The sequence below is a fragment of the Halobacillus litoralis genome (assembly GCF_009856415.1).
Classification (GTDB): domain Bacteria; phylum Bacillota; class Bacilli; order Bacillales; family Halobacillaceae; genus Halobacillus; species Halobacillus litoralis_C.
Genome location: NZ_WMEZ01000013.1, coordinates 1 through 22,048 on the forward strand (window position 1 = coordinate 1; position 22,048 = coordinate 22,048).

Sequence of the window (22,048 nt, forward strand, 5' to 3'; positions counted from 1 at the left end):
CACCCCGAAGGGATCCACTCGCTTCCCGCGCTCGACTTGCATGTATTAGGCACGCCGCCAGCGTTCGTCCTGAGCCAGGATCAAACTCTCCATAAAAGTTAAGTTTGACTTGCTCATTTGCACACCGAATGTGCTTTGTTTCAAATCTCTTCTATAAAAGAAGAAATGTTTTGACGTACTGGTTGGTTCGTTCAGTTTTCAAAGATCAAATGTTTTGTTTGACGCTTCAAAACAGCGACTTAATTAATATATCATGTGTGGTTGTTTTCGTCAACAACTTTTTATGATTTATTTTGTTAAGCCGTTTGCGGCTTGCCGCTCTCTTAACGCGACAAGTAATAATATATCACGGGATATAAAACCACGCAATAGGTTTTTCGTAAAAAGATAATTCAGATTATTGCCCTTCATATAATGATTAACCTATGGATAAAAGAACAATCCCCCCAGAGAATCCGGAGGGATTGAAAAGCTTATGATTCACGATTTCTCATTTGCGGGAACAGCAGAACGTCACGAATAGAAGGGGAGTCTGTCAGCAGCATGACTAGACGATCGATTCCAATTCCCAAACCACCCGTTGGAGGCATTCCATATTCAAGGGCTTCCAGGAAGTCTTCATCCATCATATGAGCTTCATCATTTCCTTCTTCTCGTTCTTTCAACTGAGATTCGAATCGTTCTCTTTGATCAATCGGGTCATTCAACTCAGAGAAAGCATTCGCATGTTCACGACCAACGATGAACAACTCAAATCGGTCTGTGAATCTTCCATCCTCTGGATTCTTCTTCGCGAGAGGAGAGATCTCTGTTGGATGGCCATAAATAAAGGTAGGCTGGATTAACTTTTCTTCCACGCGCTGTTCGAAGAATTCATTTACAATATGACCAAATGTCATCGTATCTTTAATATCAATACCATGTTCTTTAGCAAGCTCTTTCGCTTGGTCATCTGACATCTGCTCCCAGAAGTCTACACCTGTGTGTTCTTTGATAGCATCTACCATATGGAGACGTGTCCACTCTGGTTCCAGATCAATTTCCTGTTCATTGTAGGAGACTTTCGTTGTACCGAGAACCTCTTTAGCGATATGTGCAACCATGTTTTCGGTAAGGTTCATGATGTCATGATAATCCGCATAGGCTTCATACAGCTCAATCATCGTAAACTCAGGGTTGTGACGAGTAGAGATTCCTTCGTTACGGAATACACGGCCGATTTCATATACTTTTTCCAATCCACCTACAATCAAACGCTTCAAGTGCAGCTCAATAGCGATACGCATATACAACTGCATATCAAGCGCATTGTGGTGTGTAATGAAAGGACGGGCGGAAGCTCCACCTGCAATCCCGTGCATCAATGGAGTTTCTACTTCTAAGAAACCCAACCCATCTAGATAACGGCGCATAGACTGAATGATCTTACTGCGCAGGACGAACGTGTCTCTGCTATCAGGATTTGTTATAAGGTCTAAGTAACGCTGACGATAACGCTGCTCGACATCTTGCAGGCCATGGAATTTTTCAGGAAGTGGACGTAGAGACTTCGTAAGCAATTGATAGTCTGCCGCTTTTACGGAAAGTTCACCTACGTTTGTCTTGAACATCACACCGGAAACTCCTACGATATCTCCTAAATCAGCAGATTTGAATAGATTGTCGTAAGCTTCTTCTCCAATTTCATCTTTACGAACATAAAGTTGAATTTGGCCAGTCACGTCCTGAATATGTGCAAAACCTGCTTTTCCTTTTCCACGCTTTGTCATGATACGTCCAGCGATGGTTGTTGGGAACTGCTTTTCTTCGAGTTCCTCTTTCGTATATTGATCGTACTTCTCTATTAATTCTTGGGCGTAATCCGTACGGTCGAATTTGTCACCGAATGGGTCGATGCCCTGTTCGCGGTGAGTATTCATCTTATCGCGACGCACCCGCATATGTTCATTGAGTTCTTCTGTCATTGCTATCACTCCATTCCCTGATCTTTTTGGGTACTTACCGTTACAATAACAAAAACTGCCAGCGTGGGACTGGCAGCATCTAACTATCGTTTAGTATAAAAAAGTACTATGGGCGTGTCAATGTTGAAAGGGTAAGGATTCTTGCATTTACACCCTCTAATTTAACATCCACCGAATACAAATATCTTGTACATCATCGGTTTGACCATACCCGATGGCACTAAATATTCCCCCACTTCTTCATGCTTCTCACTTCTTCTGAAGGAAGCAACCTAAGAATCTCTCCCGCGGTTTGTTGTAAATGAGGGAGATAAGCTTGAGCATCCACATCTGCTAAAGGCACCATTACAAATGCCCGCTCGTGCATATGAGGATGGGGAATCGTTAATAGCTCTGTTTTCATATGTTCTTGATTATAAAGCAAAATATCGAGGTCGATCGTGCGCGGCCCCCATTTTATCACGCGTTTTCTCCCCAGTCCCTGTTCAATGCCCTGGCAGTACTCCAGCAATAAGGAAGGGGACAAATCTGTTTCCACTTGAATGGCCATATTTAAAAAATCGTTTTGTTCCGTGTATCCGACAGGGGCTGTTTCATAGACCGCCGATTTTTTTTGGACGGTTATCCCCTCATGCTCATCCAGCAGAGAAATAGCGTCTTTCAGAAATGATCCACGTGGTGAAATATTCGAACCTAAAGCAATATACGCGATATTCATGTTTCCCGTCTCCGGTAAATTTCAATTGCAACCGACTTATAATGACCCGGAATCGGAGGGTCAGGCTTATATACTTTTACAAGGCACCCTTGCAACAGTGGAAACTCACCAAAGAGTTCATGAGCCAATTTTTCAGCCACCGTTTCGACAAGTTTGTAGTGTTTTCCTTCCACTGTTTTTTTAGTGACCTCGTAGATGGCCCCGTAATCGATCGATTTTGTCATATCATCGGAATCGGCTGCTGGCTTCAAGTCCAACTCGAGCTCAAGATCCACATAGAACCGTTGTCCAAGTTTGTTCTCTTCCGGAAAGAGACCGTGATAACCCCAGAACTCCATTTGATTCACATATATTTTATCCAATTCCTTCACCCTTCCCGAGCATAGCATCCATCATTTTCGTCATTCGTACAATGGGCTTTACATCATGCACCCTCACAATATCCACGCCTTGTGCCATTCCATAACAGACGGTTGCACCTGTCCCTTCCATCCGTTCACCTTTCGGAAGATCCAGGGCTGTACCGATGAATGATTTCCTGGAGGTACCTAATAAAATAGGGTAACCAAGTCCCTTTAAATCTGCTAGGTTTCGCATGACTTCCAAGTTTTGTGCTTGAGTTTTCGCAAAACCGATACCTGGATCGAGGATAATGTTCTCTTCTATAACACCTGCACACTTGGCTATCTTAATGCTTTTTCGGAGGTCATTTTTCATGTCGTCCAATAAAGACTCGTAATTTCTGTCTGACCGGTTATGGGTAAGGATGATAGGTACAACATAACGGGCAGCAACCTCAGCAATGGCGGGTTCTTTAATCGCTCCCCATACATCATTGATGATCGACGCTCCTGCTTCCATTGCCTTTTCAGCCACTTCTGCTTTATAAGTATCAATGGAAATAGGAAGGGGAACCGCCTTTTTGACTGCCTGGATCGCAGGGATGACTCGAGCCAGTTCTTCTTCAGCCGTTACAGGTTGATGCCCAGGTCGTGTGGATTCACCGCCGATATCAATGATATGCGCGCCTTCTTCCTCCATCATCTTCGCTTGTTTTACAGCGTGATCGAGATCAAAATAAAGCCCACCATCAGAAAAAGAATCTGGTGTAATATTAAGTATCCCCATCACAAGAGTTTCCTTTGTTAGGTCGAATGTTTTTTCAGAAGTTCTTAATTTGGTGTTCATAGGTTTCCCTCGTTTCCATCATTCTCTTCCCCTATCTTACATCATTTCAAAATTTCTATCACACGTGCACGGTTGAAAACATAAATAAAAAACTGCACCCCATAGAGGTGCAGTTGTCTATCCTTATTCTTCGTCGAACTGATAAAGAGGAGTAGATAGATAACGCTCCCCATTACTAGGGATGATCGCTACAACCTTCTTCCCTTTGCCAAGCTTTTTGGCCACCTGCTTCGCCACATGAATAGCGGAGCCGGAAGAGATTCCTCCCAGAATTCCGTCCTTTCTGGCGGCTTCCCTTGCAGCTTCGAACGAATCTTCTTTCGTCACTTTAATGACTTCATCATAAATTTCCGTATTCAGGATGCCAGGTACGAAGCCTGCCCCGATTCCTTGGATCTTATGTGGACCAGGATCTCCACCAGATAAGACCGGAGACTCTTCTGGTTCAATCGCATAAATTTTGATATCCGGGTATTTCTCCTTCAACACTTTACCTGCACCCGTAATGGTTCCGCCTGTGCCGATACCCGCAACGAAAGCGTCTAGTTGGTCACCCATCTGCTCGACAATTTCCGGTCCGGTCGTTTTTTCGTGAATGAGTGGGTTTGCTTCATTGTTGAACTGTTGAGGCATGAAATAGCCCTTCTGCTCTTGGAGTTCAGCTGCCTTTTTAATGGCGCCCTTCATCCCTTCACTCCCTGGAGTGAGAACGAGTTCTGCTCCATAGGCGCGCAACAGGTTACGACGTTCTTGACTCATCGTATCCGGCATAACGAGTATGGCTTTGTAACCTTTGGCCGCTGCGATCATAGCCAGACCAATCCCCGTATTCCCACTCGTCGGTTCTACAATGGTGTCCCCTTCTTTGAGACTTCCATCTTTTTCAGCCTCTTCAATCATGGAAAGAGCAATACGGTCTTTAACAGAACTGCCCGGATTCATGTACTCCAGCTTAAGATAGATATCTGCGCTGTCCTCATCCGCGCTTCCGTTCAGTTTGACCAATGGAGTTTGCCCGACTAATTCGCTTACGTTATTTACGATTCTCAATACACTCACTCCCAAAACCAAGTATTTTAATAGGATTTAAACCTAATGTACTGAATAAGAATACAATTGTCAAACATTTCAATCATGCATCGTTAAAGGAAAAGGCGAAACCGTGGTTTCGCCTTTTATTTTATCATTTTCGGTATTATATTATGATGTGGAATCCGTGTCTTGGGATTGCAATTCTTTTAGGTCTTCTACATTAAACTGATAATCTTCGTTACAGAAGTGGCACTTCGCCTCTGCACCCTGATCTTCGTGAATCATGCGTTCAATTTCTTCATCTCCAAGGCTGGCAATGGCCATTTCCACTCGTTCTCGTGAACAGTGACACTGAAACTTCACGGGCACCGTGTCCAGTACACGCACATTGTCTTCTCCAAGAACCGTGTGCAGAATTTCTTCAGGGGTTTTGCCATCACGTACGAGAGAAGAAATCGCAGGCATTTCTGAAAGTCTCTTTTCAATTTGGCTCGTCGTTTCTTCATCAGCTCCTGGCATCATTTGGACAATGAATCCCCCAGCAGCAAGAATAGAGTAGTCCGTATCTACAAGCACCCCAGCTCCAACAGCTGAAGGCACTTGCTCAGAATTTGCAAAGTAATAGGTGAAGTCTTCACTAATCTCACCAGAAACCAGTGGGACTTGACCTGTAAAGTGATCTTTCATACCTAAGTCCTTCACAATACTCAACGTCCCTGACGTTCCTACCGCACGAGCCACATCCAATTTCCCTTGGGCGTTGGATTCAAAATCAACATGAGGGTTTTTGATATATCCACGGACTTCCCCTTTAGAGTTTGCATCTGCAATAATGGCTCCTGCAGGGCCGTCTCCTTCGACCTTCACTGTGAGCTTATCATTCCCTTTAAGCATTGCTCCCATCATACCGCTGATGGTTAATGTACGTCCTAGTGCTGCTGATGTCGTTGCCCACGTATCTTGTCTGCGTCTTGCCTCTTCGACTGTTTCTGTTGACTGAATGGCATAAGCCCTGACCTGTCCGTCGAAACCTATGGCACGCACTAAATAATCTGACATGCTATTCATTCTCCTTTAAACGCTTTTTTCTCTTTGTTCCTTTGATATATCTTATGAAGACCTTTCAACGTCAAGTAGGGATCGACATGATCGATCGTCCTTGATTGACCGGCGATTAAATTGGCAAGACCACCTGTAGCGATGACCGTCGGTGTCTGATCGGATGTTTCCTTCATACGACGAACGACTTCATCGACCTGACCTACATATCCATAGTAGACGCCAGACTGCATGGCTTCAACTGTGCTTTGACCAATCACATGTTCCGGACTCTTGATTTCGATTTTTGGAAGTTTGGCCGCTTTCGCGTAAAGAGCTTCCATCGAAATATTAACCCCCGGGGCAATGGCACCCCCAAGGTATTCCCCTTCAGCATTAATATAACAATATGTGGTAGCTGTTCCAAAGTCGATAATGACTAAAGGAAGGGGATACTCATCAATGGCACCTACCGCATTGACCACTCGATCTGCTCCAATTTCATTCGGGTTCGGGTATTTCATCGGCAATCCGTGATCCACCATTCCCTCACCTATGATCATCGGTTGCTTTTTAAAATAATAGCGAGACATACGATCAAGTGCAAACATAATCGGTGGTACGACGGACGAGATAATGACGCCGTCCATATCTTCAAAACGCAATCCTTCGTGATCGAAAAGTGATTTAATCAACATTCCGAACTCATCTTCTGTTTTATGACGATCGGTTTTGATTCTCCACTGGTACTTCAAAGAGTTATTTTCAAATACGCCTAACACAGTATTGGTATTTCCCACATCAAGGACAAAATTCATACATGAAGCCTCCCGTGTCATTTCCTTCGGCTACCATCATATCACAAGAACCCAATGTTTCGCTCTTTAAAGAAACAGAAAAAGCCACACCTCCCGTTTTCAGGGCTGATGTGGCTTTGCTCATGAACCTTTAAGAACGACGATCCTCTGAATCAGATGGACCTTCCTCTTTTGTTTCTTCCTTCGTTTCTTCATGAGTCTCTGTCTCATCTGCTTGTTCATCTTCTTTGGATTGAATCGTCACACGGACATCCTCATTGTTGGAAGACGTGTTGTTCTTGATCTTCGCATTGTGTTCACGTGCGATTTCTTCAAGCTCTTCATCCGTCGGAAGACGACCTTTATCAAATAGAGAACGGATTTGAGTTGCATCCAGTGTTTCGACATCTAATAGTGTCTTCGCAATCAACTCAAGCTTATCTTTATTTTCAGTAAGGATCGTTTTCGCACGGTCATAACAGTACTGAATGAAGTTCTTCACTTCCTGATCGATTTCATAAGCAATCTGGTCACTGTAGTTCTGTTCGTTCTGGATGTCACGTCCAAGGAAGACTTGCCCACCCGAATTAGAACCGAACTGAAGCGGACCAAGTTTTTCACTCATGCCATACTCTGTGACCATTTTGCGTGCGATGCTTGTTGCACGCTGGAAGTCATTGTGAGCTCCAGTACTTACCTCACCGAAGATGATTTCTTCGGCTACACGACCACCGAGTAATCCTGTAATCTTATCGAACAATTCTGGTTTCGTCATAAAGTAACGATCTTCTTTAGGAAGCATGACGGCATATCCGCCCGCCTGCCCACGCGGAACAATTGTAACTTTATGAACCATGTCCGCATCATCAAGCACCATGCCAATCACCGTGTGTCCACTTTCGTGGTGGGCAACAATATCGCGCTCTTTCTTAGAAATAACACGACTCTTCTTGGCTGGACCTGCAATGACACGGTCAATCGCTTCATCTACGTCATCCATATCGACTTTCTTCTTATCTCCACGCGCAGCTACTAGAGCAGCTTCGTTCAATAAGTTTTCCAAGTCGGCACCAGAGAAACCTGGTGTACGGAGCGCGATTGTCTTCAAGTCCACGTTCTCAGACAGCGGTTTGTTCTTCGCGTGTACAGCAAGTACCGCTTCACGACCTTTGACATCTGGACGATCGACTGTGATTTGACGGTCAAAACGACCTGGACGTAGAAGGGCTGGGTCCAGGATATCAGGACGGTTAGTTGCAGCGATGATGATGATCCCTTCATTGACACCGAAACCATCCATTTCAACAAGCAATTGGTTCAACGTTTGCTCACGCTCATCGTGACCGCCACCGAGACCCGCTCCACGTTGACGACCGACGGCATCAATTTCATCAATGAAGATGATGCCTGGTGCGTTCTTTTTCGCATTTTCGAACAAGTCACGGACACGTGATGCACCGACTCCGACGAACATCTCAACGAAATCAGAACCACTGATGGAGAAGAATGGTACTCCCGCTTCACCAGCTACGGCACGTGCAAGTAATGTTTTACCTGTACCTGGAGGTCCTACCAGCAAGACACCCTTAGGAATACGGGCACCTACAGCAGAGAATTTACGAGGATCCTTCAGGAAGTCAACGACCTCCACAAGCTCCTGCTTCTCTTCATCTGCTCCGGCAACATCTTTAAAACGCACTTTCTTCTTCTCTTCTGAGTACATCTTCGCCTTACTCTTACCAAAGTTCATGACACGACTTCCGCCGCCTTGCGCCTGGTTAAGCAAGAAGAAGAACAAAATAAAGATAATGACGAACGGGATGATGGACGTTAGAAAAGTCACCCATGCACTAGGCTGCTCCTCTTGCTCAACCGTCAGATTGCTCTGTTCTTGAGCTGTCTGTGTAATTTGAGCAATCACTTCATCACTAGCAGGAAGTTGTGTGACGAAAGTTTCGCCCTCTTCGGCTCCCTGTTCTGTACCAGTTACACGAATCACCCCATTGACAGGCTGAATCGTCATTTCCTGAATTTCACCATTATTCAATTTATCATAAAATTCATCGACATTATATTCTGTTTGCGGATCACCTTGACCTCGGAATAGACCGACCACGCCGATAACCACGAGGAAGATAAGTAAGTAAAATATGGTATTACGAAAGATCCGGTTCATTGCCTACCTCCTCCCAAACGAGAAAAACTATAGTAAATACTACCATACCAAAAACGGCCGACACAACTAATTACCCTTGACATAGACACTTTCAAACTTGCCATCGCAGGTTGCCCCTCAGCCTCCATAAACCTCAGGCTTCAACACTCCGACATACGGAAGATTACGATACTTTTCTTCATAGTCCAGGCCATACCCGACAACGAATTCATCAGGAACTTCGAACCCGACTGTATCTGCTTTGATATCCGCGGTTCGTCCCGTCGGTTTATCAAGCAGAGTAACGATTTTGATCGACTTGGCCTTCCGGTACTTGAACAAGTCGACGAGATAGGCAAGTGTTCGACCACTATCGATAATATCTTCAATGATCAAAATATCGCGACCCTCAACCTTCGTATCAAGGTCTTTAACAATTTTGACTTCTCCTGAAGATTCCATACCTCCGTGATAGCTGGAAACATCCATGAAATCCATTTCCAAATGAGTTTCCATGCGTTTCAGCAAGTCAGTCATGAACGGAAGGGCGCCTTTCAGTACCCCGATCGCCAAAGGAAAACGATCTTCATATTCTTTCGAAAGTTCCGCTCCCAGCTCTTTACACTTCGCCTGAATTTCCTCTTCGGAAATCAAGACCTTTTCAATTTCGTTATGCATGATTGCTCCTCCTACGTGTCTGCTTTGTTTTTATAATGTAACCGAAGCCATGGACCTGATGAAAGGCTGGTACGCTCCCCGCCTTTTTTCAAACCGACGACCCAAAGGATCTTTCCTGTTTGATCTGTAACGATCGGCCAGGTTGGGCGCAGACGGGCCGGGATTTTTTGGTCGATAAAAATATCTTTTACTTTTTTCGAGCCGTTCATCCCTCTCAAACGTATTCTGTCTCCCTCCTGTCTCGTGCGAACGACGAGAGGAAGTTTTACGTGATGCGAATCACATAGATACGTATAAGCATCTTCTGTGCCGTCCCCGCTGAACCAATCCGCCCTGATTTGTGATCCATCAGGAAGTTGAAGTTCCTCTTCCATTTCGAGAATGTAGGAGTACTCTTTCCATTCTTGTACTTTCGCAAATGAAAAGGTGATGTCATCATAGGCACGGATGATTTTTAACCCTTCCGGAAAGTCCAGGGAAGCATTCGGTTTTTCATCATTTAAAAGGTTCATGAACATTTCTTCATGCAAGTAAGAAATGTCTTCGTTTTGGTTCACATACAGATAGTTCAATATTAGATGAAAGGCTGTCCTTTGTAAAGCAAGCGGGAATGTTTTGAAAGTTTGTTTTGATAATTGTACGAATTTCTCAACATTTGAAGAAAAATGGACAGTTTCCAAGACTTTTTGGGCCTGCTCATTTATGTATGACCTTTCTTCTCTCGCTCTCTCGCTCCATACTTGCATGTGCTTATGAAATTGGGGATTGTTCTCTTTCATAAAAGGCAATAGATACTGCCTGATTGCATTCCGAGTGTACTCGGTTTCCTCATTGGATGGATCCATCCTCACTTCTAGTGCTTGTGCTTCCAGGTAAGAAGCAATTTGGTTTTTAGAGGCCGCAAGAAATGGACGAATGATTTTACCGCAAGCAAACGGGCGGCTTGCTGGCATCCCCTGGACCGCTTCCGGTCGTGCGCTGCGCATGAGCTGCATCAGAATCGTTTCCGCCTGATCGTCACCGTGATGTCCCATTGCAAGAGCATCCGCTTCATAGGCATACATCATCTTTTCAAAAAACGCATACCTCAACTCCCGGGCCGCTTCCTGCGTACCTTTCCCTGTATCTTTCTTATACGTCTGGACATCCACAGAGGTTCCGACAAATTCGACTCCCCATTCTTCGCAAAGGCTCTCAACAAAGCGAAGATCTTCTTCGGACTCTTCTCCTCTTAATTGATGATCGACAGAAACGGCAATCAAACGAAGAGAAAAACTTTTTTTCATCGTACACAGAAAATGCAAAAGAGCGACCGAATCCGGCCCTCCAGACACAGCCACCAACAGGGTCTGATGTGGCTGGATCATTTGATGTTTCGAGATGAACGTCTGGACAGCATGATCCATCAGGTGTGTTCCCCCTGTCTCTCTGTATATCTCTTCCTATCGTATCACTATTCGTAAGCACTTCAAAAGATAAGCATCCATTTCCTCGTTAATTTTAAAAAGGAGCTGCCATCCTCTCCCTTTCCCAACTGTTCTTACCTTTACAAGGTATTCGAATTAGAAGAAGAAACTCACGATCGACACCGCCAAAAACACACCGGAGGTCAAAGTTAAAGCAGCAAGTTCGGCATTCTCACTTTTTTTGTTATAGACTCGCCTCTGACGGGACAAAGCAGGAGGGTCTTTCCGTTTCATCAGTACACCAGAAAGGTGGTCTTTCATTTGTGTCGCATTTTGTATATTCCCTTTCCAGCATTGTTGAATCACCCGCCGATAGGGTTTCAGGATAGGCGATGTTGCCAGTTTGTTTTCCAGCGTTTTTTTGGGATGGCTTCCTTTTTCAAACCTCTTGGGGTGGCCCATTTCCATCATGATCATTGTGAGGGCAAATAAATCATACGTCGGTTCTGCTTTACGGGAGCCCATGTTCCAATACCCCCGATCATAGAATTCGGTGTATTCTTTAATGGCACGACCTAAAGCCGTTACTCCCCCCACATCGATCCAGCGGACTTTTGAACCGGAGACTAATAAGTTGTCCGTCTTCAAATCACCAAATACAAACCCCGCTTTGTGGAGGTTTTCAAGGTCCGCAAGTAATTGAATAGCCAGAATGCCGATCCAGTCCTTCGTCTTCCCTTTTAAAAAATATGTCACGGGAGTTCCTTCTACGTACTCCATTACATAAAAAGGGTGCGTCCGCCCTGACCGATCCACCCAATCATCCACATCAACAAAAGAAGGTCCAAGTTTCACCCCTTGGACCTTACTGAATTTTTTGAGCATATTCACTTCCAACATCATGCGTGAACTATCTTCCCCAACCTTAAGGGCATACGTGTCCCCTTGATGGGAACGGCATAAAAAAACAGTCCCGCAGGCTCCCGCACCCACTTTTTTGATGATGGTATAAGTACGACCGCTCCATTTACCGGTTACTCGACTTCCAGGGGGTAAGTCAAAAACCTGTTTCTTCATATGGATCTTCCTCATTTCTCAACCGCTCATCGAGAGGTTTCCCTGCAAACGCATAAAGCGCTTCTTTGAGCGCAGGTCCTGTCGGCGTGTATCCTCCACTGTTCAATTTGGAGAAGATCCCATGTATTTCACCCAATTCCGGCGTCCATCCCACCATTTTCGTAATGGTTTTTTTCGGATCAGGGAAAGCATATACACTGAATTGGTTTGATCCTGACCTCGCATTCAAGCTGAGGGACAAATCGAAAAGAGCATCCTTCACCGTCGGAAGCTTATGGTGCATACTGGCGCTAGTATCCACGAGCACAAGCACCTCAAGGTCGCAGCTCTCTCCGAGTTCGTCCACCACTTCCACCACTTCTCCCCGCTGCTCCGGAGGAAGTTCTTCAATGGTCTGTTTTTTACCGAGTATCTCTTGTAATTCTTTATTAACAACCCCTTGAATCGTTTGGGTCATGGCTTGTCTCGTCACCATTTGCACGGTTTGGGACAAACTTTTTTGATATACAATTTGACTGACGCCTCCACCTGCTTCGGCAATCGATTCTACTTCTTCAAGCCCTTGTGGCTTGCCACTTTGCCGGTCGTCAAGAACGCCAATCACATTGACCGTTATTCCCTGATTCCTCGCAAGCGCTGCGACGACGACAGGGTCTTCTCCATGGTTCGAGCATCCATCCGTCAATAAAAGAATCTGCTTTAATCGGCCTGGTTTCATTGTGCATATCCCTCCTGATTCGTTGCTTCCATCATCGCCGAAAAGGAGGAATTCTATACTATCATCAGGCCTCTTTTTTCACCGAAGGAATCGACGTCCACTCCGGCATATAACGATCGATCCGCGCTACGATGATCGTCATATCATCCACGATCGTTCCAGATTGTGTTCGTATCACCTCTTCTAATAAAAGATCAGCCATCGCTTGTGGATCTTCGTCGGATATTTCCCTGATTTTCCGCTTGAGCCACATGTCTACGTTCCCAATTTGCTTTGGACCTTCCAAGATCCCATCGCTCATCATAATTAAGTAGTCTCCTGCCTGCAATTGTTCACTCCTCATATCTACGTCGACATCCGGGATGATTCCCATCGGCAGGTTTCCGGCTTCGACAGTGAAAATTTTATCTCCTCGTTTTATATAACTCGGCGTACTGCCGACCTTAATGAACTTGGACGTCGCCTGATGCAGGTCAATCACCGCTAAGTCCAACGTTGAAAAAATTTCATCATTTGTCCGTAAAGACAATATGGAATTGATCGACTGAATGGCTACGGACTCCTGTATGCCCGATTGTAGAATCTGTTTTAACAGCCTCAGCGTTTCCATACTTTCCTCATGAGCACGTTCCCCGTTACCCATTCCGTCACTAATCGCTAATGCATATTTCCCCCTTCCCAATTCCATCATTGTAAAGCTGTCCCCTGAAACGAACCCTCCTCCCTTAGCTGCATGCGCAACCCCTGATTCAATCGAGTAATGCTTCGCTGATCCAAATGATAAATAACACCTTCCGTTTGGATATGGAGAGATTTCTTCCATCGTGACAACGATGGTTTCTCCCAGAATATCCGAAAGGACAGGTGCAATGATCTTCGCTCCTTCCCCTCTATAATTATCTATCTCAACAATTAATTCGAGGTCCATGTTCCCCGCATCCAAGGAATAGATTTCTAATTTTTGAATGACCATCCCCATTCGTTCAAGTGCATGGTAAATCACCTGTTCTTTGTGTTCATGGTGCTCCCGCTCTTTCACAATTTCTTTTGCAAAATTATTCATGACATCAGAAACGCCCTGGAGCTGCTCCGCTACAAATTTCCGGCTTTCGTGCACCTGGCGCTTCAATTCTTTATTGGCATGATAAAAAGAAAGTTCATGATTCATCGTATCAATCAACTTTTGCGGCTTGACGCAATGCTGATCGACGTTTTTTCGCATGACACGGCTGGGTTCCCCTCTTTCATCCAACTCATGCATAAGATCCGTCATTAAGTTATGGGTGTCGTCGAATTGATTGACCCAACATTTTTCTTTCTTAAAGCATGATTGGCAGGTTTTTTCCGTGACATGACTTAAAAAATAGTCCACTTCCTCTGCTTCCCCGCTATCCTCCTTTGGAGACTCTAAATGAGTGAAACTTTTCGATAAAGCCTGAAAAACGTCCGAAAACTTCCCGACCCTGACAGCCGTGACGTCTCGCACTTTTTGTAAGTATTTTTGTTGTTCCGAATGGTGTTCATCCGTCCCCGGAACGTATCTTGATAATTGCTTGACCCACGAATTCGGAGTCAGCATGAACAAAGCCACCGCCCAGGCCGAAGCCCACAGCGAAGATGGAAGATCAGCTCCACTACTCACGTAGAAACCGATCAGTAAAGTACCGACGATGAGTCCAGCGCTCACCCCGGCTTTTTTCCCTTCTTTTAATAACCCCCCTAATAAGCCTGAGAAAGCGAGCAGGCTCATTTGATAGATATGATCCATATTGGATAAGCTTAAAACCATTCCGGTCACTACACCGACCGTTGATCCAATTGCAGCTCCGGCAGTATAGGCCATCAAAATGACTAAGTACCGAGCAAAAATATCGACGACGGCAACGCCCTGGACCTGCCAGCCGATCATTCCTGTTAATACAGAAGCCAATAATATGATTAAACAAACAATTTCTTCATTTGTTAACGATGGTTGATATCTTTGTGGTGTTAAAAGCGGAATGCTTTGCATAAAGATGAGTACAAGGATAAAAGCTAGTACTCCTTCTGCCACCATCAAAGTAAGTTCGTACAGCTGCCAACGATCCAGCAAAGCGAGACTCGCCGTTCTCGGAATCAAGCTTGCCATTAACGCGATCATCGGCAGCCATTTCTGGGGGTGACTTGTTTTGCGCAATGCCAGACTTAAGAGCAAAAAAGTCGTCGACGCCCCTACAATAAAACCCGCATGACCGTAGCTGTATGTAGAAGCCCCGGCGGCCATCATAATTGTGACGGGTATGACAAGCGGACGCTTTAGCCACCAGATCACCGCTAAAAATGCTACGCCAAAAGGGGCCATGGAAGATAAAATGATGGCTCGTCCTAATAATAACGCCAGCACCATGTGGAAGACCCCTTTGTTTGCCATGAAGGAAAACGTACCGAATGAAGCCTTTTGTAACCCTCTCACGATCCCGGATCCTCGGACGGCTGATTGACGACTTTCTCGTTTTGATACAGTTCCTAACATTTTCATCACTCCTTCTTTGTGAAACCTATTAAACCACACCCAGAACAAGCATTTTGTCAAAACAACAGGAGAGCAGAAACAAAAACTTCGATGCTTTTCACAGGAACAAAGGTCGTTTCTACAAAATCTCCCCATCCGAACCCCTCTACTTACCAAAAATCTTCCTCATTCCCTAGCGAAATAGACAGAGTTATCTGATATTTTTATTTCTTGTTGACAGTTTAATTATCATGGTGTAATATATTTTTTGTGCTTCCGAGAGAGCATTCAATCAAATGGCGGTGTAGCTCAGCTGGCTAGAGCGTACGGTTCATACCCGTGAGGTCGGGGGTTCGATCCCCTCCGCCGCTACCATTATTTTTTGCCATACATATTGGCCCGTTGGTCAAGTGGTTAAGACACCGCCCTTTCACGGCGGTAACACGGGTTCGAATCCCGTACGGGTCATCAGAAACATTCTTGTCCTAAAAAAGTCGCGTCTCTATTACAGAGACGCGACTTTTTTCTTTATTTATTATTCTTAAACAATATGGCAGGATTGTGTAAGACTCAGTTTCGAGACTTTCCGGGGTTCGTTGCCCGGGTTGAACGCCAGGGGTGGCTGGGAAGCTACTCGCTTTCCTGTGGGGGAGTGGCGAGCTTCCTCGGGCTAAGCCCTGCGGGATCTCGCCGATCTCCTTTCTCCCACGGGAGTCTCGCAGCTTCCCAACCACCCCATTCGATAAAGGGGATAACGAACCCCTTTGCCAAGTTGGAAGGTCTTCCTCTATCCCGATTGTTGTAGGCATATAACGCTCTGTATCAAGCTTTGAGGGTTCAATCATCCCGCATGGGAGTTTCATCCTTATACTACCATCAAACTGAAAAGCTGAAGATTGGAAAGTGGTTTCGAGATAGTTATATAGCAAAGGGGCGGAGGGGAATGGCGAGACTCCTGCGGGAAAAAAGTGCTTGTTGAGACCCCACAGGACGCAGTCCGAGGAGGCTCACCGCGCTCCCGCGGAAAGCGAGCTATTCCCCGCAGCCCCCATCCACCCAACAAAAGTCTCGAAACCGAGTCTTCAAGAGTAGAAAGCTTTAATGGAGGAGATGATGGCATACAAAAAAGCAGATCCGTGACGGATCTGCTTTTTATTTATGAAGACGTGCACCTTTTACTCATTGTCCTAGACAGCAAGCTATCCTCTTTTAGCACCTCGACCTCCACGTTTGGATTCCGTGTGCTTCTTCAGTGATGCTAGACGCTCGTCACTATCCTTGATAAAACGGTTCATTTTCTGTTCGAATGATTCAGCCGGCTTACGAGGTTTCTGTGGGCGACGACCGTAATTCTCTTTTGCTTTCTTAATGGAAAGACCAATCTTTCCATCATCTCCGACATTAATGACTTTCACATCCACCTGGTCTCCCTGGCTTAAGTGCTCATTAATATCCTTTACGTAGTTATCGGCAACTTCACTAATGTGAACTAAACCCGTCTTACCATCTGGAAGCTCGACGAACGCTCCGAAATTAGTGATTCCCGTTACCTTACCCTGCAGCTTGCTGCCTACTTCAATTGACATAAAAAAAATGCTCCTCCTTAAATTTTCGATAAAAAAATTATCCTTCTTATATATTATATATAAGCTTTGAAAAGAGTGTCAATATGACGGGTCCTCATTAGGCATTTTAAATATAATTTCTCCTTCTTTTGAGAAGAAATAGTTCGTCCGCGCAATCTGCAGCACATACTCTTCATCCTTAAGAAGTTCAATTTCCTGCTCTAAACCTTTTTCCTCTTTTTTCAAAGCGGTCATCTCTTGCTGCAACTGTTCGTATTTCTCCTGCTTATCTGCATACAAGGACTGTTGTTTCATAGAATAAAACACCATGGAGCCAGCAACGATCGACACTAACAGGGCAAACATAACGAGACGGCGGACTAATCGCTTTTTCTTACGTTGGTGTCTGTCCATATAGGCATCGTAGTGCTTCATGTATGTAGAATCCAGACGTGCCACAGACTCCGTTTGTCTCTTTGCCATGAAAGTAAGCCTCCTTTACTTCTTGATTCGTTTCATCCATTTGTTCATTGTATTCTTCATTTTATCCAAAAACCCTGCTAAATCCCTTAAGTAGTTTTTCATGTTTTTCGGCAAGAGTCGCCAAATGATTTGAAAAATTAGCCGGATTGGATAAAATACGACAAGAAACAATATAATGGTACCCTTTAAAAGTATCTTATAAACGCCAAGAAGTAAAGAAATTATAAGGAAAATGATGGATTTCGAGGGTATGAAAATTAAATAATACCCGGTCTTCTTCAAAAAACGGAAAACAGCCATGCTGATCCGAATCCACATTTCAAGTGTTTTTAAGTAAAGGTTCTGAAACAATGCACGGTACGCAGCAAAGCCACAAACGATAGCTACAAAAACATAAACCCTCAACTCTCCATAATTGGCAAGGTACAATAAATAGAAGAGAAAAGAGGCTTGAAAGAGCCAAAAGCTCAGTTGATAAATGATTTCAAGCCAGCCCCTCTTTCTTTTTCCGAAAAAGCGCTCAAACGTATCCAATGAAGCGCCGACAAACATCCCTCCCCCAATCATGGCAAGGATCGTGATGAACTGAGTGGTGAGGGTCATTTGAACAGCTTGCTAAACAGGCCTTTAGCTTTCTCCCCTTGGTGCTCGTCCAAGTAAGTCATCTCATACATTTTCCCTTTGATCGATACAACTCCAGAGTCCAGGTCCAAGTTTTTCATTTGCAGGTTTTGCCCCCGGACAACAAGATATCCCATCGATGTCTGGAGGAGGAACTCTTCACTATCAAAACTATCCACCTCTTTCACACCTGAGATCTCTATATTTCTTCTATTCCATACTTTCACATTATGCTCCACCGGTTGCTGACTGCGTATCCCTTGATTCTTTTCATAACCTTCCATCTCATCACAGCCCCCTTCTCTAGTACAAGCTATGAGAAAAAAGAGGAGATTAGAACACGTAATGTGGAGGCGGCCCGGGAGACACGAGAGGCATAAGACAAGCCACGTAGTGGAGTGGTCTTCCTCCACGTAGTGGATTGACTTATGACCTCGAATGTCTGGGAGCCGCAACTGGAACTTTAGAATGCGGAAGCGCCTTAGGCAGCCCCAGGGGCTAGGCGCTGCAGCTGAACTTCACATAATGTGGAGGCGACCCGAGACACGACAGGCATAAAACATAAACGCCAACCAATGTATGCCGTGTCTAGCACCGACTAAATGCTATTCAGTGCCAGGCACCCGTTTACACACGGGCGGTGCCTGGCACCAACGAGAGCTATGCCAGGGTCAGGCATATAAAAGAAAGACATAAAAGCAGAAAAAACCACTGCCGAATTTGGCAGTGGTTTTTGTCACGATTGATTGACAGGCTCTTCTTTTTTTATTTCATAAAGAGTCGCTGCTTCATTTTTCGTGACATTCTCTTTTAATGATTTCACTTCAATCGTCAGTACTTTCTGTCCGAATTGAATGGTCAGTTCATCTCCGACCGCTACGTTACTTGCCGCTTTACTTTGGGCACCATTGATACTGATACGCCCTTGATCAGCGACTTCTTTCGCAAGCGTACGTCTTTTGATTAAACGGGAGATTTTCAAAAATTTATCCAAACGCATGTGTCATTCCGCTCCTTTATGTTTTGCTTTCGCTTTTACCCATAATTCTTCTAGTGAATCCAAATCATAATCTTTTAATTGCTGTCCTTCTGTTTGTGCATCCTTTTCCATAGATGAAAGACGGGTTCTGAATTTACGGTTCGTCCGCTGCAGCGCATTCTCACTACTTATTTTGTAGTGCCTGGCAAGATTAGCAATGGCAAAGAGCCAATCTCCGAATTCTTTTTCCATCTCTTCACGGTCTCCGGCATCGCGTGCTTCCTTAAATTCCTGCCACTCTTCTTCCACTTTTTCAATGACAGGGGCGACAGTATCCCAATCGAATCCTACTTTGGCCGCTTTCTTCTGCAACTCTTCCGCTTGAAGGAGAGCTGGGAAACTCTCGGGTACGGAATCAAGGATAGAATCAGGCTTTTCCCCTTTTTCCTCTGCTTTAATGGCCTCCCAGTTGGTAACCACTTCATCTGAAGAATCCACTGTCATTTCACCGAACACATGGGGATGCCTGCGGATCATTTTTTCCGTTATGGATACTATTACGTCGTCGATTGTAAAATATCCTTCATCTTCCCCAATTTGGCTGTGCAGCATGACTTGAAGCAGCACATCGCCAAGCTCTTCTACCATATGATCGTCATCCATGCGGTTGACGGCATCAATAAACTCATAGGCTTCTTCAATCATATATTTCCTTAATGATTCGTGCGTCTGTTTGCGATCCCAAGGGCAGCCTTCCGGACTCCTCAGGATCTTGATGACTTCTCTCAGGCGGAAAAAATGGTGATTGAGAGCCTCTTTTTTAATAGGCGGGATATAAACACTCGTTAAATTATTCACTTCCACACGCCGGTCCAGCTCTTCGAGAGGAACCGTCACAATCTTTTCATGTTCACTCCCGGCAGCTGTGACTATGGTTACAGGATAATCGGATGGTAGATCTTCGAGCAATGTCAATTTAACTTCCGATGCAATCAAAGAATCGTAAACCTGACAGAGGATCAGATGATTCAAAAACTGAAGCTCTTCCCGTTTCAAATCTGTAGCGTCCGCAAACTGAAATCCTTCAATCGGGTCGATTTCAAGCGCGGTGAACGTAGCATCTAGAAAGCTTTGCCCGCCTTTGATGTCAAGGGCGACTTCCCCTCTGTCCCTCGCTTGAATCAACAATTGAACCGTTCGTTCAGCAAGCATCGGATGTCCAGGGACAACATAGGTTAAATCCTGCTGACGGGAAAAAGCAAGAAGACGGGAGGCGATTTCTGTGTACACATCTCCAAATTGATCATGTGATTCATATACGGAATCAAAACTTTCAAATGTGACTCCTTCTTTTTGTAACGCTTGGATGACCGGATGATCGAGCGTTCGTGCATAGAGATGGGATTGGTTTTGTGTCAATTCGCGGTAGACCCCTAGCGGAAGCTGCTCTAGATCCGCAGCCCCAAGTCCGATGATTGTTATGGTGTTCATTGGTCCATTCCTTTCGGCGAAAGTTTCCATACGACCTTACGAAAAGGTATGACATGTAATTCTTCATTTGTGAAGCTGCCCGTTCTTATAAGAAGGACGGCATAAATCAAAGCACCAAGTCCTGTCACAGACAATGTGTATAGGAATAAAGGTAACCTTGCATTTAAGTCAAAAACCAGGAAGGCAAGCATTTTAGCGAGCCATAGTCCGAACATCATTCCTATAAGAGAGATTAGGATCCCTTTCCAGGGAAGGCTGGTCCATTTTTCCCAAGGAACTTCATGTCTTAAGGTTACGATATTTCCGATCAAAACAAAAGCGACAGCCATCACCGAGGCGATTGCTGCTCCATGTAAATCCAAAAAAGGAATCAAGAACATATTTCCCACCCATTTAATGATCAGCCCCCCTGCAATCATCATGGCGGTTTGTTTCATATAGCCAAGCCCCTGCAATATGGAAGAGAACGTAATAGAGAGGGAGCTGCCAAGGATGACGAGCATCAGAATTCTTAACGCACTCGTTCCTTGATCGTCCTGGAAAAAGGACTGATTGATGGCAGGAAATAAGAAAATCAGCCCCGCCGTTGCTCCAGCAGAAAGGAAAACAGTCATTTTCACAGCGCTCACCACCGACTTTTTCACTTTTTCAGGATTCTGATTCAACCTTGATCTAGTGACAGAAGGAATCAGAGCGAGAGCCAGCGAAGAAGCAAGCACCGTCCCTAATTGAATGAGCGGCTGTCCTCTGTCGAATACCCCTTTCCACATACGCGCATCTTCAAGCTCTACTCCTGCTTTTAAAAGATGCGGGACCAATGTCAAAGCATCAACGAGCTGCAAAGACAAAAGCAGCATGTAGTTTAAACAAATAAGGATGCCGTGCAAAAAAATCGTACGCTTATAAGAAACATGTTTGTCCCACCTTCGCCATGTCCACATGTCCCCTTTTTTCATCAACCAATAAAAAAGGAATGAAAACGCGGCGACCGCACCTGCCATGGACCCGAGTGACGCCCCTAGTCCTATTGTATAAACGTCCGTTCCCTGCATGACTAAAACAGCAGAACCTATGATAATTCCGACCCTGAAAACTTGTTCAATGATCTGCGATACAGCTGTAGGGCCCATATCATTGCGTCCTTGAAACGCGCCTCGAACGATTGAAACAAATGGAACAAACAGAAAGACAGAGAATGCCGTCTGCAAGGAAGCGGTTAATCTTTCATCTCCCATCACAGATGCAATCCACGAGGAAGATAGAAATCCAGCAGCAAAAATCAATCCCGATGCCATCATCACCCACGAGAAAACAGGCAGGTAAAACGACGGAATGGATAGAGGCGATGATTCATCGCCTATGTCTGACACGATTTTTGAAATGGCTGCTGGAAACCCATACAAGGCAAGAATTAAGGCAATACCGAGAATGGGATACACTTGTTGGTAGACATAAAAGCCAAGATCTCCGGTTAAGTTCTGAAGCGGGACGCGATACCCTGCACTGATGACCTTACTGATTAATCCGGCTAGTGTTAGAATGAATGCTCCTTGTAAAACAGAGCGTGAATGTAACTTGGTCATATTGGACCCTTTCTAATTTATATGTATTCAGAACATTCATTATATCATAGGAAAAGGTCAGACC

The 22,048-nt window shown here is 44.8% G+C and carries 20 protein-coding genes, 2 tRNA genes and 1 rRNA gene; 2 read left to right on the top strand and 21 right to left on the bottom strand.

Going from position 1 to position 22,048, the window contains the following annotated elements:
• The 14 genes from GLV98_RS18985 to spoIIE form a co-directional block, all read right to left on the bottom strand.
• Positions 1 to 96 (bottom strand): 16S ribosomal RNA (locus GLV98_RS18985); the annotation flags it as partial.
• 377 nt (positions 97 to 473) lie between these two features.
• Positions 474 to 1,964: a lysine--tRNA ligase gene (gene lysS / locus GLV98_RS18990; protein WP_160917575.1), complete on the bottom strand. Its 1,491-nt coding sequence runs from the start codon at positions 1,962 to 1,964 to the stop codon at positions 474 to 476.
• Positions 1,965 to 2,184: 220 nt separating this feature from the next.
• Positions 2,185 to 2,682: a 2-amino-4-hydroxy-6-hydroxymethyldihydropteridine diphosphokinase gene (gene folK / locus GLV98_RS18995; RefSeq protein WP_160917576.1), complete on the bottom strand. Its 498-nt coding sequence runs from the start codon at positions 2,680 to 2,682 to the stop codon at positions 2,185 to 2,187.
• The gene (gene folB, locus GLV98_RS19000) at positions 2,679 to 3,044 is read right to left on the bottom strand and encodes a dihydroneopterin aldolase (RefSeq protein ID WP_160917577.1); all 366 of its coding nucleotides are present in this window, start codon (positions 3,042 to 3,044) and stop codon (positions 2,679 to 2,681) included. The genes folK and folB overlap by 4 nt, the downstream gene beginning before the upstream one ends.
• Entirely contained in the window at positions 3,037 to 3,870 is an 834-nt protein-coding gene (gene folP, locus GLV98_RS19005; protein ID WP_160917578.1) for a dihydropteroate synthase, read from the bottom strand. Before folP ends, folB begins: the two co-directional genes overlap by 8 nt.
• Before the next feature lie 123 nt (positions 3,871 to 3,993).
• Positions 3,994 to 4,920 (bottom strand): cysteine synthase A, encoded by a 927-nt coding sequence (gene cysK, locus GLV98_RS19010; RefSeq protein WP_202410140.1) that lies wholly within the window; start codon positions 4,918 to 4,920, stop codon positions 3,994 to 3,996.
• A 150-nt stretch (positions 4,921 to 5,070) separates the two neighbouring features.
• Positions 5,071 to 5,961, bottom strand: a complete 891-nt coding sequence (gene hslO, locus GLV98_RS19015; RefSeq protein ID WP_160917580.1) for an Hsp33 family molecular chaperone HslO — start codon at positions 5,959 to 5,961, stop codon at positions 5,071 to 5,073.
• A gap of 5 nt (positions 5,962 to 5,966) precedes the next feature.
• Complete coding sequence (locus tag GLV98_RS19020; protein WP_146818716.1) at positions 5,967 to 6,758, bottom strand: type III pantothenate kinase; 792 nt, start codon at positions 6,756 to 6,758, stop codon at positions 5,967 to 5,969.
• 130 nt (positions 6,759 to 6,888) lie between these two features.
• On the bottom strand, positions 6,889 to 8,913 hold the full coding sequence (ftsH, locus tag GLV98_RS19025) for an ATP-dependent zinc metalloprotease FtsH (protein ID WP_160917581.1): 2,025 nt from the start codon (positions 8,911 to 8,913) through the stop codon (positions 6,889 to 6,891).
• Between the two features lie 117 nt (positions 8,914 to 9,030).
• Positions 9,031 to 9,570, bottom strand: a complete 540-nt coding sequence (hpt, locus tag GLV98_RS19030; protein WP_160917582.1) for a hypoxanthine phosphoribosyltransferase — start codon at positions 9,568 to 9,570, stop codon at positions 9,031 to 9,033.
• Between the two features lie 11 nt (positions 9,571 to 9,581).
• Entirely contained in the window at positions 9,582 to 10,976 is a 1,395-nt protein-coding gene (gene tilS, locus GLV98_RS19035) for a tRNA lysidine(34) synthetase TilS (RefSeq protein ID WP_160917583.1), read from the bottom strand.
• A 156-nt stretch (positions 10,977 to 11,132) separates the two neighbouring features.
• On the bottom strand, positions 11,133 to 12,053 hold the full coding sequence (locus GLV98_RS19040; RefSeq protein WP_160917584.1) for a protein kinase domain-containing protein: 921 nt from the start codon (positions 12,051 to 12,053) through the stop codon (positions 11,133 to 11,135).
• Positions 12,034 to 12,771 (bottom strand): vWA domain-containing protein, encoded by a 738-nt coding sequence (locus GLV98_RS19045; protein WP_160917585.1) that lies wholly within the window; start codon positions 12,769 to 12,771, stop codon positions 12,034 to 12,036. The genes GLV98_RS19040 and GLV98_RS19045 overlap by 20 nt, the downstream gene beginning before the upstream one ends.
• Positions 12,772 to 12,835: 64 nt before the next feature.
• Positions 12,836 to 15,283, bottom strand: a complete 2,448-nt coding sequence (gene spoIIE / locus GLV98_RS19050) for a stage II sporulation protein E (protein ID WP_160917586.1) — start codon at positions 15,281 to 15,283, stop codon at positions 12,836 to 12,838.
• 277 nt (positions 15,284 to 15,560) lie between these two features.
• Between spoIIE and GLV98_RS19055 the strand changes: the two genes are divergently transcribed.
• A tRNA-Met gene (locus GLV98_RS19055) sits at positions 15,561 to 15,637 on the top strand.
• A 21-nt stretch (positions 15,638 to 15,658) separates the two neighbouring features.
• Positions 15,659 to 15,730, top strand: a tRNA-Glu gene (locus tag GLV98_RS19060).
• Positions 15,731 to 16,461: 731 nt separating this feature from the next.
• On the opposite strand, the gene GLV98_RS19065 is transcribed toward GLV98_RS19060, so the two are convergent.
• From GLV98_RS19065 to GLV98_RS19095, 7 genes are all read right to left on the bottom strand, one after another.
• Positions 16,462 to 16,848 carry a S1 domain-containing RNA-binding protein gene (locus GLV98_RS19065; protein ID WP_089654586.1) on the bottom strand — a complete coding sequence of 129 codons (387 nt, stop codon included), beginning with the start codon at positions 16,846 to 16,848 and terminating at the stop codon, positions 16,462 to 16,464.
• Between the two features lie 78 nt (positions 16,849 to 16,926).
• The gene (locus GLV98_RS19070) at positions 16,927 to 17,310 is read right to left on the bottom strand and encodes an FtsB family cell division protein (RefSeq protein ID WP_089654587.1); all 384 of its coding nucleotides are present in this window, start codon (positions 17,308 to 17,310) and stop codon (positions 16,927 to 16,929) included.
• 15 nt (positions 17,311 to 17,325) lie between these two features.
• On the bottom strand, positions 17,326 to 17,913 hold the full coding sequence (gene yabQ / locus GLV98_RS19075) for a spore cortex biosynthesis protein YabQ (RefSeq protein ID WP_160917587.1): 588 nt from the start codon (positions 17,911 to 17,913) through the stop codon (positions 17,326 to 17,328).
• Positions 17,910 to 18,215 (bottom strand): sporulation protein YabP, encoded by a 306-nt coding sequence (yabP, locus tag GLV98_RS19080; RefSeq protein ID WP_089654589.1) that lies wholly within the window; start codon positions 18,213 to 18,215, stop codon positions 17,910 to 17,912. The genes yabQ and yabP overlap by 4 nt, the downstream gene beginning before the upstream one ends.
• Before the next feature lie 452 nt (positions 18,216 to 18,667).
• The gene (locus GLV98_RS19085) at positions 18,668 to 18,931 is read right to left on the bottom strand and encodes an RNA-binding S4 domain-containing protein (RefSeq protein ID WP_089654590.1); all 264 of its coding nucleotides are present in this window, start codon (positions 18,929 to 18,931) and stop codon (positions 18,668 to 18,670) included.
• 3 nt (positions 18,932 to 18,934) lie between these two features.
• Positions 18,935 to 20,401 carry a nucleoside triphosphate pyrophosphohydrolase gene (gene mazG / locus GLV98_RS19090; RefSeq protein ID WP_160917588.1) on the bottom strand — a complete coding sequence of 489 codons (1,467 nt, stop codon included), beginning with the start codon at positions 20,399 to 20,401 and terminating at the stop codon, positions 18,935 to 18,937.
• Positions 20,398 to 21,984: a putative polysaccharide biosynthesis protein gene (locus tag GLV98_RS19095; protein ID WP_160917589.1), complete on the bottom strand. Its 1,587-nt coding sequence runs from the start codon at positions 21,982 to 21,984 to the stop codon at positions 20,398 to 20,400. The genes mazG and GLV98_RS19095 overlap by 4 nt, the downstream gene beginning before the upstream one ends.
• Between the last annotated feature and the right edge of the window lie 64 nt (positions 21,985 to 22,048).

Excerpts from the sequence above, each read along its gene's own strand:
- lysS (WP_160917575.1), bottom strand. The coding sequence starts at position 1,964 with ATGACAGAAGAACTCAATGAACATATGCGGGTGCGTCGCGATAAGATG.
- folK (WP_160917576.1), bottom strand. The coding sequence starts at position 2,682 with ATGAATATCGCGTATATTGCTTTAGGTTCGAATATTTCACCACGTGGA.
- folP (WP_160917578.1), bottom strand. The coding sequence starts at position 3,870 with ATGAACACCAAATTAAGAACTTCTGAAAAAACATTCGACCTAACAAAG.
- hslO (WP_160917580.1), bottom strand. The coding sequence starts at position 5,961 with ATGTCAGATTATTTAGTGCGTGCCATAGGTTTCGACGGACAGGTCAGG.
- GLV98_RS19020 (WP_146818716.1), bottom strand. The coding sequence starts at position 6,758 with ATGAATTTTGTCCTTGATGTGGGAAATACCAATACTGTGTTAGGCGTA.
- ftsH (WP_160917581.1), bottom strand. The coding sequence starts at position 8,913 with ATGAACCGGATCTTTCGTAATACCATATTTTACTTACTTATCTTCCTC.
- hpt (WP_160917582.1), bottom strand. The coding sequence starts at position 9,570 with ATGCATAACGAAATTGAAAAGGTCTTGATTTCCGAAGAGGAAATTCAG.
- tilS (WP_160917583.1), bottom strand. The coding sequence starts at position 10,976 with ATGGATCATGCTGTCCAGACGTTCATCTCGAAACATCAAATGATCCAG.
- GLV98_RS19040 (WP_160917584.1), bottom strand. The coding sequence starts at position 12,053 with ATGAAGAAACAGGTTTTTGACTTACCCCCTGGAAGTCGAGTAACCGGT.
- GLV98_RS19045 (WP_160917585.1), bottom strand. The coding sequence starts at position 12,771 with ATGAAACCAGGCCGATTAAAGCAGATTCTTTTATTGACGGATGGATGC.
- spoIIE (WP_160917586.1), bottom strand. The coding sequence starts at position 15,283 with ATGTTAGGAACTGTATCAAAACGAGAAAGTCGTCAATCAGCCGTCCGA.
- GLV98_RS19065 (WP_089654586.1), bottom strand. The coding sequence starts at position 16,848 with ATGTCAATTGAAGTAGGCAGCAAGCTGCAGGGTAAGGTAACGGGAATC.
- GLV98_RS19070 (WP_089654587.1), bottom strand. The coding sequence starts at position 17,310 with ATGGCAAAGAGACAAACGGAGTCTGTGGCACGTCTGGATTCTACATAC.
- yabQ (WP_160917587.1), bottom strand. The coding sequence starts at position 17,913 with ATGACCCTCACCACTCAGTTCATCACGATCCTTGCCATGATTGGGGGA.
- yabP (WP_089654589.1), bottom strand. The coding sequence starts at position 18,215 with ATGGAAGGTTATGAAAAGAATCAAGGGATACGCAGTCAGCAACCGGTG.
- GLV98_RS19085 (WP_089654590.1), bottom strand. The coding sequence starts at position 18,931 with ATGCGTTTGGATAAATTTTTGAAAATCTCCCGTTTAATCAAAAGACGT.
- mazG (WP_160917588.1), bottom strand. The coding sequence starts at position 20,401 with ATGAACACCATAACAATCATCGGACTTGGGGCTGCGGATCTAGAGCAG.
- GLV98_RS19095 (WP_160917589.1), bottom strand. The coding sequence starts at position 21,984 with ATGACCAAGTTACATTCACGCTCTGTTTTACAAGGAGCATTCATTCTA.